The organism is Paenimyroides marinum, from assembly GCF_900108395.1.
In the GTDB taxonomy this organism is placed as follows: domain Bacteria; phylum Bacteroidota; class Bacteroidia; order Flavobacteriales; family Flavobacteriaceae; genus Flavobacterium; species Flavobacterium marinum.
This window is the reverse complement of sequence record NZ_FNXE01000003.1, coordinates 23,069-36,115: the sequence shown is the minus strand read 5'-3', so window position 1 is coordinate 36,115 and position 13,047 is coordinate 23,069. Positions and strand designations below refer to the sequence as shown.

The following is a 13,047-nucleotide window of genomic DNA, read 5'->3' as shown; positions in this document are numbered from 1 at the left end:
TACAAGTACAATGAAAATCATAGATAAAGATGGGAATTGGATTGAAGTTACCGACCTCGTAAAAGCTATTCGACAAACAGGTTGGTTTAAAAAATATCGGCACGACCCACCAATGGAAAGTGACAGGGAAAGGCAGGAGTATTGGGCAGATATGCACAAGAAACTAAAAGCAATCAAGGAAAATAATAACAGTAATTAAAATTTCAGAACGATGAACACCAATTTTTTCAATCAGATACAAGCCTTGGACTTTACAGGAGTATTGCAACTGAATATTTCCAAAGGAGCAGAAAATAACCTAATCGTATCGGTTATGCTCAACAATGAACAATGCGGAGATAACGCAAAAAACCTAATACCGCCATTGACGTTTAACGCTACACCACAGGAATTTGACGAGGGATTTTTTGAGCAGATAAAAGCACCTGTTAAAACCGTTTCGGGCGTAATGGTGGATATGGAAAAATTCCTAAAGCAAATGGAGGAGGTCAAAAAGCAATCGGCAATGGAGAAAGAAAAGACCGAGAAAGCCAAAAAGGAAAAAGAAGCCAAAGACAAGAAATTTAAAGATGGAATGGCAAAGGCTGACGAATTGGAGAAAGAGGGCAAATTCCGTGAAGCGTGGATGAAAGTTCCCGACATAACCGAGTTTCCCGAAAAAGCGGACGAGATACGCAAACGCAAAACGGAATTGTCAAACAAGTTCGCCACACCGAGCCTTTTCGGAGCAATGGAAGAAGCCACACCCGAACCGCCAAAAGCGGAAGAAGTTACAGCCGATTATCCAACAGACGAAACGGACGAAGAAGAAAACGAGTATTAACCATTAAAAACGAGCATTATGTTATTAGCAACGCAATTGGAACGAGTGTTTATACTCAAAGATAAAGGACAGGACATCAGACTGACCGACCCCGAACCACGTTGGAGCGTGGAAGCCGTAATGAATTTTTACGCCAATATGTACCCCATACTGACTACCGCAAAAGCATCTGCACCGCAAATCAAAGATGATGCAGTAGAGTACAGATTTGAGAGCGTAATGGGAACGAAAGGTTAAACCAAATATTTAAAGCGATGAACTATGCACAAACATATCCTATCGGGAACTATTATAACACCCGAACAGCAAAGGCAACGACAATTGCACCGCCAGTTAAACGAGTTCGCCAATTGGATGCAAAAACCAAAGGACGCCAACGAAGTACGGAAAGACAAACGCAGGTCAGTTCCAACAGCGATGTTGCCAATGGTTTTCTAAAATGCACCTTTCTGCCGAAACTGAAAGAAACGAAAACCGTACAGGCTTGCAGGAAATCGGACAAAACGGAAAGGGATTTTTTTCAGTCCCTTTCCAAATTGGCAGAACATTATAATATTGAACCTGCACAGACCAAACAATTTACCTACCCCTACAATATGGCATTGGCTATGGCTGATGTAGAGGAAAAGTTAAAGAGCAAAGTTTTAGATTGGGAAGAAATCCGTTTGGTACAGGACAGCAAGAAAACCTATTTTGTAAGTGAAGAACGCTACAATACAGGAGCAACCTTGTTCTACATTCCTGTTTCGCCATTGTATCGCCTTTTGCACGATAAGAAGCGAAAAGCCAACGCACACTTGTTATTGTCCGTTTGTGCTTATCTGTACCATATAGCCGATATTCCTTATTACAGGCAGGAAGCAAGTTACCTCTATTGGATGTACGAAATGATGAACGATTGGGTGGAACAGGACGATTATACAGAAGAAACCGAAGTTTATCTTTCAGAGATTAAACAAGCCGAATTTATCGGGGACTTTATCGAGCAACGGATTTATAACCGCATCAATCTGACCGTATTTGAACAACGTATTGAAAAGTTCAAAGTAAGGAATGAGTTTGACAGGGAATGTTTAGCGGTAGCAAAAGAAGCCTTTTCCCTGTATCTGACCTACCCGAATGAAAGTGTGTTCCGCAATGCCAAACCTAATGGGGAAGCATCTGAAGAAGATATGGACAACATTATCGGAATGGAAAAGTACATTTCATTTTACGCAGACCACAAAGGTTGGCTAAACGAAACCTTGATAGAATCCGTAAACACCGATATACAGGAATACGGACAAATGGAAGAACCCATTATACTAAAACAGTTTGACGGCAGGGATATAACCGCCAACAATCTTTGTTTTGAAAACAGGTTATTTCAATTGTTACACAACCTAAGCGATATTTTACACCAATGTTAAACGCAAAAATATGGAAACGATAAACGATATAACACAGGACTTCGGTACATTATACCACCCAAAATCTGCTTTGGTATTCTATGAAACCAAAGGACGGACAACCGATGTGTATGTAGAGCATTTTGATATGGATAAAAATGGAAATCCAATCAATGCCCACCCATTGACCGTGAGAGAAGCAAATATATTGGCAAAGTCACTTCGCACTGAAAAAGACAAGGACAAAGCCTTTTTAAAGCCAAACGGAATTTTGCCGACAAACATTTTACATATCAATCCGAGTGCGGAAAAAGGCACGGTAATCTGGTACACCAAAGCACAGCAAAGAAAGTTGTTTTTTGTGGACAGTCTGAAAATACCCAATGGTAAAGGATATGTACCGCCAATGCTTTGGAAAGCGAGTAAAAACAGCCTTACCGTATATGCCCTTGCGAGTGACAGAAGACCGAATGATAAAACCAAACTCCATTATGCTCCTTTTTTCAATATTTACGAAGATGGTAAAGTATGTATGGGAACGGTAAGCATAGATATAAAGAAATCCGCATCGGTTGAAGAATTTGTACAGGCTTGGGAACACTATTTTTTCAATTCTTATTTCAGCCATTTGTTGGGCAAACACAATCCCATAAAAGGCGATTGCGTAAAGGTTTGGAAAGACCTTATAAACACAGATAATCCCTTTCCAAAAGAAGTATTAAAACCGTATAACAAAAACCTTAAAAATCTATTGTGATGAATACAGATAAAACCAAAGTACATTTTACAGACAACTATCTGATAAGTCCTACAAACCCGATTGAAGTCAATTTGATTGGTGCAGGTGGCACAGGCTCAAAAGTGCTGACTGCCTTAATGGAAATGAGCCATAGCCTAACAGAGTTGGGACACGCAGGATTGCAGGTGCGTTTATGGGATGATGATATTATCACGGAAGCCAATTTGGGCAGACAGCGATTTTCACCGAGTGAAACAGGATTGTACAAATCGGTTGCACTCATAAACCGTGTCAATCGGTTTATGGGAACGAATTGGAAAGCAGAAACCCAAAAGTTTGAACGCAATTCGTTGGGAGGACTGCCCGAAAATACAAAAGCAACGATTTATATTTCTTGTGTGGATAATGTAAAGACAAGGTTTGCTATAGCGGAAATGCTCACAGCTATGAGCAAACAACGCAGAGCCAACCGTGATGAGCCTAAATATTGGTTGGATTTTGGGAACAGCCAACATACAGGGCAAGTAATACTATCTACTATCGGAAGTATCAAACAACCCGACTCCGAAAAGTACGAAACGGTGGCAAGCCTGCCAATGGTTACGGATGAATTTGGCGACTTGCTGAAACAGTCCGAACAAACGGACAATACGCCAAGTTGTAGTTTGGCAGAAGCATTGGAAAAGCAGGATTTGTATATCAATGCTACATTGGCTCAAATGGGTTGTTCGTTATTGTGGAATATGTTTCGCTTCGGAATGACCGAAAACAGGGGATTTTTCATTAATCTGAAAAATTTCCACACCCAACCCCTAAAAGTTGCCTGACCTCAAAAGTCGGGCGGCGAAAAGACGCATCCTTCCGTTGGTCGGAACCGCCTTTTCGCATTTAAAAAGGTGCAACCACTTTGTCAAAATGCACCCCTACACAATTCCCTCTCTCTACATTTTACCAAACAGATTGCGATATTATTTCGTGGGATATTCTTTATCCCATTTGTTGTATTCGGGAGTGACTTCTTTTCTTTTCAGACTGCGACCAAAGAAAAGAAGCAAAAGAAGGTCGCTTGATTTGAATAGATATTTTTACGGTGTTAGGATTGGGCTGTTACTTATTGCCAAAATATTCCTGTACAATCTTCGCTACGCCCACACTAAAATATCTTCCTCCATTGGTAACTCCATCAATGGCTTTTATGAAATCGTCCCTATCGCTGCCAATGAGAAGGTAACCTGCAAAACCCATTTCCAAAAGCGGTTTTACAGCTTTTTCGGTATCTCTATCACTATGGGCAATCAGCTTAATACTTGGATATTGTTTGTGTAATTCCTGAAGATCTGCCAATACATTCTTATCGTAAAAATCAAGATCAATGATACAGACCTCAGGTAGAGAGGTTAAAGCAGATAACTGAATTATTCCGTCTTCGATATGTTGCGAGCGGAATAGTATTTCAAATCCTGAATCAGAGAGGTCATTGCAGATAATATCTACAATCGGGCTTTTATCATTGATAAAAGAAAGCGTATTTTTTTTTGTAGTGTACCAGTTTCCATATATATCAGTATTAAATTAATGGAGTACCTGCACAAAAAAAAGCGTAGGCCACCACACTTACCGACATTGAGGTACTGGTATACCCGACTACGAATAAGCGAGCACCCACGCCTATAGCGTGAGCGTCCTTACTTATTATCGTCCCGTAGTCTAAAAATTACCAGTTTTCAATGTGGGACTTAAAGTAAAAACAACTTTAAGTTTCTATATTTTATCAAACAAAGGTAAGAATGTTGTTTATTATATACAATGCCAAGCAAATAAAGAAAGGCAGTTTTGTAAATTTGCAATAAAAGAACCCTAATATGTTCAGACATAAAGGGAAAGGTCGCACTTATTCCCACAATCTTAAATTAGCTTCCATCTTATCGGGTGTTGCAGGTATTGTAAACATTACGAGCGTTTTGGAATTGAATACATTAACAACAAATGTTACAGGTCATTTCGCTTTCTTTTCAGAAGAACTTGTTTTGAAGGATTACAGAATGGCATTTGCTTATTTGTTCTATATATTATTTTTTCTGTTCGGAGCTTTTGCTTCCAGCCTAATCATGGAATGGGTATCAAGATATAAGCAACAAGCTACTTATGTAATCCCTATATCTATAGAGGTCTTTATACTATTTGTTATTAGTTTCTCTTCCTTTCTGCTGACAAAAGAACCTTTTCCGTATTCTATTCTTTTAGCTTCAGCTTTACTGTTCGCTATGGGCTTACAAAACGCATTGGTAACACGTGTGTCTCAATCAGTAGTAAGAACAACCCATCTAACAGGCCTATTTACGGATCTTGGTATTGAATTATCACAAATGTTATTTTATAAGGAACGTTCCGAGCGTATGCAACTAAGTAAAAGCATCTATCTGAAACTAGCCATTATTTGTTGTTTCTTTTCAGGAGGAATAATTGGAGGATTTATATTTCCATATCTTGAATTAAGAACGCTTTTGATTGCTGTAGGATTATTGCTGTTTGCCTTATGGTATGACAGACTCTTATTTAGATACTATATATTAAAACGAAGATTCAGAGATCATCACTAAAGCAATCAACCCGTATAGTTCTTTTCCAGAATATGTAGTATATCTGATTCTTTGTAAATAATCTTACCACCAATTTGAATGTATGGCAATATTGTGTCATCCCGGTATTGCTGTAACGTCCGTTTACTAATATGTAACAACTTACACACATCTTCACCCGATAAGTAAATTTCCCCGTTCATTACAGGGCGATAATTTTTCAAGATTATTTCGATACGCTTTTTCAATTGCGTTATCATCTCCTGATGGGCGATGATTTCTTGGGTATCATTCGTTAGTAAATCCATTGTCGTTGGTATTATACGGCTGTCCGGCTTCGAGCAAAGCCTGTACATCCGAGAGTTTGTAATAATTCTTGCGGTTTAATTTAGAGTAAGGCAACAAACCCTTATCCTTATAGGTCTGCAATGTTCGTTTGGTAATGTTCATCATCAAACACACTTCCTGGTTATCCAGCCATTTCTCTTCTTTGAAAATCGGGGTATATTTCCGAGTAGCGTTTTCGGTCAGTTCCAAAAGTGCTTCCAACTCATTTGTCATTCCGTCAAATGCGGATTTCTGTATTGCGATAACTTCCATAGTCTGCTCCATTTTTCTGTGGAAGTCGAATTTAGAAAGGCTTATTGCAGGATTGGGAAATATTGCATCCATTGGCACTGAAAGGCAGTATTTGGCGGTTTACATTTGTTATAAACATAAATCGGACAGCCTTTTGAGCTATCCGATTGAAATTAAATCAGCAGAAAAACTTCGATCAGCGTTAGGCAGGCTGTTCAATATTAAGTTCCTGTTGCTTTTTCTCCCTCTCTTTTTTCATCTGTGTATAAGACCAAAGAACAACAACGCCAAGAATAATTAAAGCATAGGCGATCCATTTACCAACACGTTCTATAAAACGGATAAACACAGATGCTTCAAAACTTGAAAAGCCCTCCGCTCCCATAGGACTACGCCTGTAAAATTTCCTTCTGCTTATCCAGTAGATAAGCCCTATTCCGATAACAAGCGGAATAATTCCCATTACCAATTGAGAAGTAACTGCATCCATATTGTGAAAATTATATCAAGTAAATTTAAACAAAAACATCCTTGGTCGAAAATCAGAAGCAAAAAAACCGACCTTTAAAGTCGGCTTTTCTTTTATCAAAGTTGTTTCTCTTAATCGCTACTGTTAAACTGAAAGCTCACTTGCTTTTCGTTCCCAAAGCTATCCGAAATCCACACCTCAAAGGACTGTGATACGGTAGAAGCCGAAGTATAATACAAACGGAACTGCTCCGTTGGCAACGGGTACAAATCATTGGGTAGGTATGGCGGTTCATCGTAATACCGCAACGTGCCAGTACCATCAAACTGAAAATACCTGAGATAGTATTGCGTACCTGTATAATTTCCGATACGCTGTATGGTAATGCGTATTTCCACGGTCTGCCCGTTGGCAACATCTTTTGGTACGGGCATCACATTTACCTCAAAAGGAAAATCGTTCTGTATTTCGAGTTCATCATCCTTGCTGCAAGATACCAGCGTAACCGAAGCTGTGAGGATTGCCAACAGTACATACAATGGCAGTAACCCCATTCTGAATTTATTGAATATTGCTATCATTGTTTTACGTTTTAAAAGTTAAACCTTAATCCCACACCTGCGGACGGTCTGAACTGTTCCAGATCCGTACCCCAAAAGACCTTTGTACGTCCTTGCAGGACTAACACAAATCGGTCTGACAGGTACGTTTCAAATGTGAGCCGTCCGCCAGCTCCGTAAATGAAATTGTCCTCGCTCAGTATTTTCGCCCCGTCATACAGCATCGTTTCTCCCCGGTTGATGGTTTCGTAACCGACCACGCCAGTTACTCCGAAATTCAATGTGATATTCTTTCGGGCATCACCCAGCAGGAAGAAACTGTAGCCGCCCTCTGCAGTATAGGTTTCCTGCGGTATGCGTAGGTTCTTGTAGCCGTGGTATTGGTGCATGTATTCCAATGCCCAAAGCTGGTAATTTCCGTTCTTTCCGTTCACGGTCATTGCTGCGCTGATGTAATAATCGTTACCAATTTTATCATCGGACAATACACCCGCACTTATTTCCAATCCTTTCTGTTTAGGCAGCATCCTTTGTGCCTGTGCCACCGTGATACCCATTAGGACGAGCATCACGGTATAGATATACTTTTTCATTGCTATTGCTTTAAAAGGTTATTAAAATTTCAGGTGCATATCGCTGATCAACCGGGCTTTTATCAAATCCGAATTTTCCACCTGAAGCGTTTGCTGCCGGCCACCGTTCTTTTCAAAAATCTCAATCAACAGTACCTTATCATTGGCAATAGTGAATTGGTCTAACAGAAATACATTCTGTTCGGTGGTTTGTCCTGAAATTTCTGTGAGTGGCTTGTAGGTACGAAGCGGTATCAACGGGCGTTCCTGTACAACAGTGCGTTTGGCTACCTTTTTATCTACCACTTTGAAATTGACAAAATCAATCTGAAAAGGCACATTGCTACGGTTTCTCAATTCCGTATGGAAATAGTATTTACCGTTGTGGATGTAAATGCCTTTCAGGATAAACTGAATACCGAAGCTCTTAGATCCGATATGCTTTACAATACGTTTGTCTTTCTTGTAAATGGTTTCCAGAAGCAAACCCGCCAATGACGGGGAATTGTTGCCCAATTCTTCAAAAAGAACATCATTACTGTTGGCCTTATCCACCGCTTTCTGCATGGTCAAAAGGTCATAGCTCAACGCATCGGGATACCCACTGTAATACACATTGAAGCTGTAAAAACGTCCGTCATTGGTAATGACCGAAAAATTAGTTTCGGGTTCAAAATCCCTTACCGATGCTTTTACACGCAGTACGTTTTCCGCATCTTCCGCCTTACCTGCAATCAGGTATTCGCTTCCCAAATCCACATAGCGTATGGCGGTAGGGAAAATCAAATGCGAAGTTTTATCGTAGGTAACTTCCATGCGGTACGGTTCTATTTTGCCCAGGGCAAGCGGTGCTTTGATGCTGTCCTGTGCGTAGGACTGTACGGCAAAGCCGAGTATCAGGGCCAAAGCCCAAAAGGTTTTAAAATGATTTTTCATTGTTTAAAATATTTGAGTTCAACATCATTGTTTGGAAACAAGGAAGACCTGATGGTCTGCCTTTAGGGTTACTTTGGGTGTGCGCACCTTTTTGGCGAAATAGCCAGAAATGCCCTGTACCACGCCACGGCTAAGGTCTGCGGCAACCTGCTGTCCGGCGGACTGCGTGAGCATCACGCTGGTTCCCGAAGTCTGGCTCATATTGCCTGCCATTTCGGTAAGGGCATTCATTTCGGGCGAATACGGAACATACAAACCTTGCTGTCCGTCTATGTCATAAATGGTTATATCTACCGGTATGATATTGCCCTCCAGTTCTATTGAAGTAATCTTTAGCTGTAATCGCCCTCCCTGAAATTTGGCATTAGCTGTTACAATCGTTCCTTTTGGAATGGTTCGTTGTGGTGTTTGAGCTGGCTCCAATAAACGAAGACGTACACCTGTTTCGCCTGCTATCGTTTGTGTTTCGTGTACACTTGCCTTTATACTGTTTTTGGGTTGTACCACCTGCTCAATGGAACCTGCGGTATAAAAGCCACGATTTCTCGTTTCGCTCCAATTGGCTAAGAAAGCACTATCCGTAGGCTCACGGTACAGGGCAGAAACGGTGTTTTTTCTTGCAGGTGTAAACGCCACAAAATGCTCTTTTTGGTTGGCAGACGAAACCGCCGGAGTAACATTGTTATCAAGTGCAGCATTTTCTGTATTCGTATTCTTCGGAAGATATTTTGCCGCCATTTCATAGGATTTCTCCATTAGCTTCAGTTGGTCATCTACGGTGGCGACAGGCGGTACATCTTTCTCGGCCAATTGTTCCTTCAGTTCCTCCAATTGCCTGCGGAGTTCAGTTGTTTCCGCATTATCATCCTGATAGAATGAACCCAATGTACTTTGCATATTGCGGTAGCTGCTCAATGCAGGATTGCCGTTTCTTCCAGAAGTTCTGCCCCCGCCGTATCCGTAGGCTTCTTCCTCTTCGGTAAACGCTTCTTCATTGTCCTGTGTACTGTCTTCCGTGTTCCAATAATCGGAAAGCGTGGTAAGTGCGTTGCGTTTTTCCTGGTCTTTTTGCTGAAGCATTTCCTGCTCGTATGCTTTCCCTTTATCATCGGGTAGCCCTGCATCCGTAGCCTGTGGTACGGCATCGTTCAGCCCGATGTTTTCCATTGCCTTTTTATCTTCGGATGGTTTAAATATGAGGTACATACAACCCACGAAGACAATTCCCATCAAGCCGAATATAAGTGGCTTTTTGAGCTTTTCGGCTTTGCTCTCTGTGCTGTCTTGCAGCACATCAGCGGTTACCGACGGATTTCCTTCCGTTACCCGGACAACCGACTTTTTGTTCTCCTTATCTTTCATAAATTCTATTTTTTAAAATTGTTGTTATGGTGTCCTGCAAGGTTGCCGGACTTTCTTTCTTTTTGAGGACAGGGTTTTCGATATGCTCGATGTGCATGTCGTTACCGGACTTTGCCGTGTCGTACCATACTTTGAAAATGACCCCTGCGGTCAACAGCAGATACCCCACAAAAAAGTAAAGGGTATATTGGTGCTGTTTCCTGATGGGCAAAGTCTGCCAGCGGTCGTCCAGCTTGTCAAAGTACCTGTCCATATTTGCTCTGATTTTTTTCATACCTTAATGATTATCGGTTATTACATTCTGAGCCGTCTGACCTGTGAAGACAGCTTTTGTTTAGGTGGTTCGGACACCAATGCAATGGCTTCTTTTCGGGTCGGCACTGTACCTGTGGATAGGTTTGTCAGTTCCGACTTCTTCATTAAATGCCCGTATTGGTCTTTCCTTGTAATGTCCATTTTCTGTACATCGAATTTGCCGTCTTCGTACCGTACCCGCATATAGCAATCAACTTTGGGTTTGTCATCGCCATTCCATTCGATGTAAGTCCTTAACGAAAAGCTATCGGGCCGCAGAGGTTTGTCCGTACCATTCTTGCAAGCCTCCAAGAACTGGCTGATACTGTCTTTAATTTTATCGGGGTAAGCTCCCTCCGTTTGGAAATACCCATCATATCCTTTATCAGTCAGTGTTTTTGCGAATGTGCTTAAATCAAGTAACTGTTTCATATCCCTAGTTTTAGCGGTTTATAACTTCGATATCCCTGTTTTCTATTACCGCGAACTTTTCGATGTTAAATCCTTGCGGATTGTTGTCCGAACGGACGGAATTCACGAGATAGCAGGAAGTAATCAGATTTCGCCTGGTCACGTTGCTTGACCGGATAATGAACTGTTTGGCATAGGTTCGCACCGAATACGGATAGTTGTCGAAGTTGCACACGACACTATCCACCTCTATGCGTTGCTGCACATTACCGGATATGATACGGTTGTAATAGCCCTTTTCCGACAGGTCTTTGTAATAATCAAAAGCTGATTTGTCGGCAAGGTTAAATGCCCGTTTCATATTGCTTTCAATGGCATTCTTATCGGGAGCAAGCGTAAAAAAAAGCTCGTGAAAACGTCTGACGTGTTCCCTTGCTTCCACAGGTCGGTTGATGCTGGCATCCTGCGATAAGGCAAGCATCAGTGATTTGCCATTATCCAACACATAGATTTTCTGGCGTTGTTCTTCTGCGAAGCGGTAGGATTGCCATACGGCATATCCTACCACGCCGATGCAGAGAACAGCAAACACAATGGCATACAAACGGATCTGCCTAAAGCTGTTTTCGATATTTCTTAGCGTTTTAAATTCCATTTTTAAATCATTTAATTGTTTTTATTTTCCCATTAATTTGCCACCGATGTTTCCGGCTGTTGAGCCAACCCCGGCACTTGCGATGTTTCCGGCTTTCATTGCGGTCTGGTTTACATTACGGGTAAAGTTTCCTGCTCCTCCAGCCTGAATAATCCAGCCCGTTACGGTCGGGATCGTGAAATAACCCACAATACCGATTATCATAAACACGATGTACACGGTGTTGCCCGTATCGGGTATGTAGGTGGGGTCTGCAAGCATTGCTATATCCTTTTCAATAATGAGGGATTGTATTTTGGCGAGCATGGAACTGAACAGATCGGCTACGGGTAGCCATAGGTAAACGCTGACATACCGGGTCAGCCATTGCGTGAGCGTGGACTGAAAACCGTCCCATACGCTTATTGCAAAGGCTATCGGCCCCAATATGGAAAGTACGATAAGGAAAAACGTTCGTATAGTATCCACGACGAGTGCCGCAGCCTGAAAAAGTACCTCCAACAGATTGCGGAACCAATTTTTGACCGCCTGCTCCGTTTGGTAGGCGAACCTGTCCATATACATTCCTGACATCGTAATCAGGTCGCTTGGCGACCAGCCCAACTCTTCGAGTTTCTTATCAAATTCCTCATTGGATACGAGGTAGGCAGTTTCCGGATTTCTGAGCATTGCTTCCCGTTCCAGCAGGTCTTTTTTAGCCTGCAAATCGTTAAGGTCAAGTACCTGGTCTTCGAGAATGGCATGTGTACCCTGTACCACCGGACTTAGTACCGCATTGATGGTGCCTAATACGATGGTCGGGAAGAACATAATACAGATACCCAAAGCGAAAGGACGGAGCAAAGGGAACATATCAATAGGTTCGGCACGGCTTAAAGCCTGCCAAACCTTTAATGCCACATAGAACAATGCTCCCAAGCCCGCTACCCCTTTAGCCACTGCCGCCATATCAGCGGACAGTGGCATCATCTCATCATATAATGAGCGTAGGACTTCGTGAAGATTACTAAATTCCATAACTACCAGTATTTTTGGTTTGGCGTTCCGTAGAGTTCAAGCACTCTTTTGGTATTGTTCTGTTTTTTTGCCCGCAGGATGCTCACGGAGATGTTTTTATTGGTGTAGTAGCGTACAAGGCTGTGGTATTCCTTTACCTCTTTATATACACGGTCAATAATATCCATACGCTCCTTGTCGTTCAGCGAAAGGCTGGATGAGGTTACAATCTGCTTCAGTTCTTTCAGCAGTTCAGTACTCTCATTTAAGAGTGCCGAGTAACCATTGGCGATTGCCGCCAGTTCCTGCGGGGAGAAATTCGGGTCGTTCATCATCTTGCCGAAATTCTGTACATACATTTCGGACACGTCACCTACCAACAGAACCGTTTGCTGTACTTTACGGGCATCTTTCACAAGGTTATTGACGGCTTTCAGCTTGTCGTAATACTCCTTGCCTTGCTTGTACATCTTTTCTACTTCCTTGAAGTTCTTAATTACATTGCTTACGGTCGAGGAAGTCTGAACGATTTCGTTTGCAGAGTTGATAATGCCCGAAGCCAAATTAGCCGGGTCGGTTACAACCCACTGGGCTTTTGCTGACGGTGCTACGGCGAGCATCAGTGCCGTACACACCAGATACAATACTTTTTTCATTGTTTCTGAATTTTTAAATTGTTAATGA

General features: G+C 41.9%; 20 protein-coding genes. 7 read left to right on the top strand and 13 right to left on the bottom strand.

The features are described 5' to 3' along the window. Window positions 1-10: 10 nt before the first annotated feature. The 6 genes from BLW20_RS01785 to BLW20_RS01760 are packed head-to-tail and all read left to right on the top strand — an operon-like array spanning window position 11 to window position 3,777. Complete coding sequence (locus tag BLW20_RS01785; RefSeq protein ID WP_091095708.1) at window positions 11-199, top strand: 3-isopropylmalate dehydratase; 189 nt, start codon at window positions 11-13, stop codon at window positions 197-199. Window positions 200-211: 12 nt separating this feature from the next. Then, window positions 212-823, top strand: a complete 612-nt coding sequence (locus tag BLW20_RS01780) for a PRTRC system protein E (RefSeq protein WP_091095706.1) — start codon at window positions 212-214, stop codon at window positions 821-823. An 18-nt stretch (window positions 824-841) separates the two neighbouring features. Next, window positions 842-1,060 carry a PRTRC system protein C gene (locus tag BLW20_RS01775; protein ID WP_019976352.1) on the top strand — a complete coding sequence of 73 codons (219 nt, stop codon included), beginning with the start codon at window positions 842-844 and terminating at the stop codon, window positions 1,058-1,060. Window positions 1,061-1,077: 17 nt separating this feature from the next. Continuing rightward, window positions 1,078-2,232, top strand: coding sequence for a hypothetical protein (locus tag BLW20_RS01770; protein ID WP_091095704.1), 1,155 nt, complete (start codon window positions 1,078-1,080; stop codon window positions 2,230-2,232). Between the two features lie 10 nt (window positions 2,233-2,242). Continuing rightward, complete coding sequence (locus BLW20_RS01765; protein ID WP_091095702.1) at window positions 2,243-2,968, top strand: PRTRC system protein B; 726 nt, start codon at window positions 2,243-2,245, stop codon at window positions 2,966-2,968. Continuing rightward, complete coding sequence (locus BLW20_RS01760; RefSeq protein WP_091095700.1) at window positions 2,968-3,777, top strand: PRTRC system ThiF family protein; 810 nt, start codon at window positions 2,968-2,970, stop codon at window positions 3,775-3,777. Before BLW20_RS01765 ends, BLW20_RS01760 begins: the two co-directional genes overlap by 1 nt. A 280-nt stretch (window positions 3,778-4,057) precedes the next feature. Here the strand turns inward: BLW20_RS01760 and BLW20_RS14825 are convergent, their stop codons facing one another. Continuing rightward, window positions 4,058-4,294, bottom strand: a complete 237-nt coding sequence (locus BLW20_RS14825; RefSeq protein ID WP_245725256.1) for a response regulator — start codon at window positions 4,292-4,294, stop codon at window positions 4,058-4,060. A 518-nt stretch (window positions 4,295-4,812) separates the two neighbouring features. Between BLW20_RS14825 and BLW20_RS01750 the strand changes: the two genes are divergently transcribed. Then, window positions 4,813-5,550 carry a YoaK family protein gene (locus tag BLW20_RS01750; RefSeq protein WP_091095698.1) on the top strand — a complete coding sequence of 246 codons (738 nt, stop codon included), beginning with the start codon at window positions 4,813-4,815 and terminating at the stop codon, window positions 5,548-5,550. 5 nt (window positions 5,551-5,555) lie between these two features. Here BLW20_RS01750 and BLW20_RS01745 read toward each other — a convergent pair whose 3' ends face one another. The 12 genes from BLW20_RS01745 to BLW20_RS01690 all read right to left on the bottom strand — a co-directional run bounded on the left by BLW20_RS01745 (window position 5,556) and on the right by BLW20_RS01690 (window position 13,019). Further along, window positions 5,556-5,837: a helix-turn-helix domain-containing protein gene (locus BLW20_RS01745; protein ID WP_091095696.1), complete on the bottom strand. Its 282-nt coding sequence runs from the start codon at window positions 5,835-5,837 to the stop codon at window positions 5,556-5,558. Next, window positions 5,818-6,129, bottom strand: coding sequence for a helix-turn-helix domain-containing protein (locus tag BLW20_RS01740; protein ID WP_091095694.1), 312 nt, complete (start codon window positions 6,127-6,129; stop codon window positions 5,818-5,820). Before BLW20_RS01740 ends, BLW20_RS01745 begins: the two co-directional genes overlap by 20 nt. 181 nt (window positions 6,130-6,310) lie before the next feature. Further along, on the bottom strand, window positions 6,311-6,598 hold the full coding sequence (locus tag BLW20_RS01735; protein ID WP_091095693.1) for a molybdenum ABC transporter permease: 288 nt from the start codon (window positions 6,596-6,598) through the stop codon (window positions 6,311-6,313). 110 nt (window positions 6,599-6,708) lie between these two features. Further along, window positions 6,709-7,158 carry a TraQ conjugal transfer family protein gene (locus BLW20_RS01730; RefSeq protein WP_091095691.1) on the bottom strand — a complete coding sequence of 150 codons (450 nt, stop codon included), beginning with the start codon at window positions 7,156-7,158 and terminating at the stop codon, window positions 6,709-6,711. Window positions 7,159-7,169: 11 nt separating this feature from the next. Beyond that, window positions 7,170-7,730, bottom strand: coding sequence for a conjugal transfer protein TraO (locus BLW20_RS01725; RefSeq protein WP_091095689.1), 561 nt, complete (start codon window positions 7,728-7,730; stop codon window positions 7,170-7,172). Window positions 7,731-7,751: 21 nt separating this feature from the next. Beyond that, a complete protein-coding gene (traN, locus tag BLW20_RS01720; RefSeq protein ID WP_049038326.1) occupies window positions 7,752-8,645 on the bottom strand; it encodes a conjugative transposon protein TraN in 894 nt (297 codons plus the stop codon). Window positions 8,646-8,669: 24 nt separating this feature from the next. Continuing rightward, the gene (gene traM, locus BLW20_RS01715; RefSeq protein WP_091095687.1) at window positions 8,670-10,007 is read right to left on the bottom strand and encodes a conjugative transposon protein TraM; all 1,338 of its coding nucleotides are present in this window, start codon (window positions 10,005-10,007) and stop codon (window positions 8,670-8,672) included. After that, window positions 9,997-10,281, bottom strand: a complete 285-nt coding sequence (locus tag BLW20_RS01710; RefSeq protein WP_049038324.1) for a hypothetical protein — start codon at window positions 10,279-10,281, stop codon at window positions 9,997-9,999. The genes traM and BLW20_RS01710 overlap by 11 nt, the downstream gene beginning before the upstream one ends. Window positions 10,282-10,301: 20 nt before the next feature. Then, window positions 10,302-10,733 (bottom strand): hypothetical protein, encoded by a 432-nt coding sequence (locus BLW20_RS01705; protein WP_049038323.1) that lies wholly within the window; start codon window positions 10,731-10,733, stop codon window positions 10,302-10,304. Window positions 10,734-10,743: 10 nt separating this feature from the next. Continuing rightward, window positions 10,744-11,367, bottom strand: a complete 624-nt coding sequence (traK, locus tag BLW20_RS01700) for a conjugative transposon protein TraK (protein ID WP_053327170.1) — start codon at window positions 11,365-11,367, stop codon at window positions 10,744-10,746. 21 nt (window positions 11,368-11,388) lie between these two features. Next, window positions 11,389-12,384, bottom strand: coding sequence for a conjugative transposon protein TraJ (gene traJ, locus BLW20_RS01695; protein WP_091095685.1), 996 nt, complete (start codon window positions 12,382-12,384; stop codon window positions 11,389-11,391). A 2-nt stretch (window positions 12,385-12,386) separates the two neighbouring features. Then, on the bottom strand, window positions 12,387-13,019 hold the full coding sequence (locus BLW20_RS01690) for a DUF4141 domain-containing protein (protein ID WP_091095684.1): 633 nt from the start codon (window positions 13,017-13,019) through the stop codon (window positions 12,387-12,389). Window positions 13,020-13,047: the final 28 nt, after the last annotated feature.

Coding starts and splice junctions, on each gene's coding strand:
- traN (WP_049038326.1), bottom strand. CDS start 8,645: ATGAAAAATCATTTTAAAACCTTTTGGGCTTTGGCCCTGATACTCGGC.
- BLW20_RS01785 (WP_091095708.1), top strand. CDS start 11: ATGAAAATCATAGATAAAGATGGGAATTGGATTGAAGTTACCGACCTC.
- BLW20_RS01770 (WP_091095704.1), top strand. CDS start 1,078: ATGAACTATGCACAAACATATCCTATCGGGAACTATTATAACACCCGA.
- BLW20_RS01725 (WP_091095689.1), bottom strand. CDS start 7,730: ATGAAAAAGTATATCTATACCGTGATGCTCGTCCTAATGGGTATCACG.
- BLW20_RS01765 (WP_091095702.1), top strand. CDS start 2,243: ATGGAAACGATAAACGATATAACACAGGACTTCGGTACATTATACCAC.
- BLW20_RS01735 (WP_091095693.1), bottom strand. CDS start 6,598: ATGGATGCAGTTACTTCTCAATTGGTAATGGGAATTATTCCGCTTGTT.
- BLW20_RS01710 (WP_049038324.1), bottom strand. CDS start 10,281: ATGAAAAAAATCAGAGCAAATATGGACAGGTACTTTGACAAGCTGGAC.
- traM (WP_091095687.1), bottom strand. CDS start 10,007: ATGAAAGATAAGGAGAACAAAAAGTCGGTTGTCCGGGTAACGGAAGGA.
- traJ (WP_091095685.1), bottom strand. CDS start 12,384: ATGGAATTTAGTAATCTTCACGAAGTCCTACGCTCATTATATGATGAG.
- BLW20_RS01780 (WP_091095706.1), top strand. CDS start 212: ATGAACACCAATTTTTTCAATCAGATACAAGCCTTGGACTTTACAGGA.
- BLW20_RS01775 (WP_019976352.1), top strand. CDS start 842: ATGTTATTAGCAACGCAATTGGAACGAGTGTTTATACTCAAAGATAAA.
- BLW20_RS01705 (WP_049038323.1), bottom strand. CDS start 10,733: ATGAAACAGTTACTTGATTTAAGCACATTCGCAAAAACACTGACTGAT.
- BLW20_RS01750 (WP_091095698.1), top strand. CDS start 4,813: ATGTTCAGACATAAAGGGAAAGGTCGCACTTATTCCCACAATCTTAAA.
- BLW20_RS01740 (WP_091095694.1), bottom strand. CDS start 6,129: ATGGAAGTTATCGCAATACAGAAATCCGCATTTGACGGAATGACAAAT.
- BLW20_RS01690 (WP_091095684.1), bottom strand. CDS start 13,019: ATGAAAAAAGTATTGTATCTGGTGTGTACGGCACTGATGCTCGCCGTA.
- BLW20_RS01745 (WP_091095696.1), bottom strand. CDS start 5,837: ATGGATTTACTAACGAATGATACCCAAGAAATCATCGCCCATCAGGAG.
- traK (WP_053327170.1), bottom strand. CDS start 11,367: ATGGAATTTAAAACGCTAAGAAATATCGAAAACAGCTTTAGGCAGATC.
- BLW20_RS01730 (WP_091095691.1), bottom strand. CDS start 7,158: ATGATAGCAATATTCAATAAATTCAGAATGGGGTTACTGCCATTGTAT.
- BLW20_RS01760 (WP_091095700.1), top strand. CDS start 2,968: ATGAATACAGATAAAACCAAAGTACATTTTACAGACAACTATCTGATA.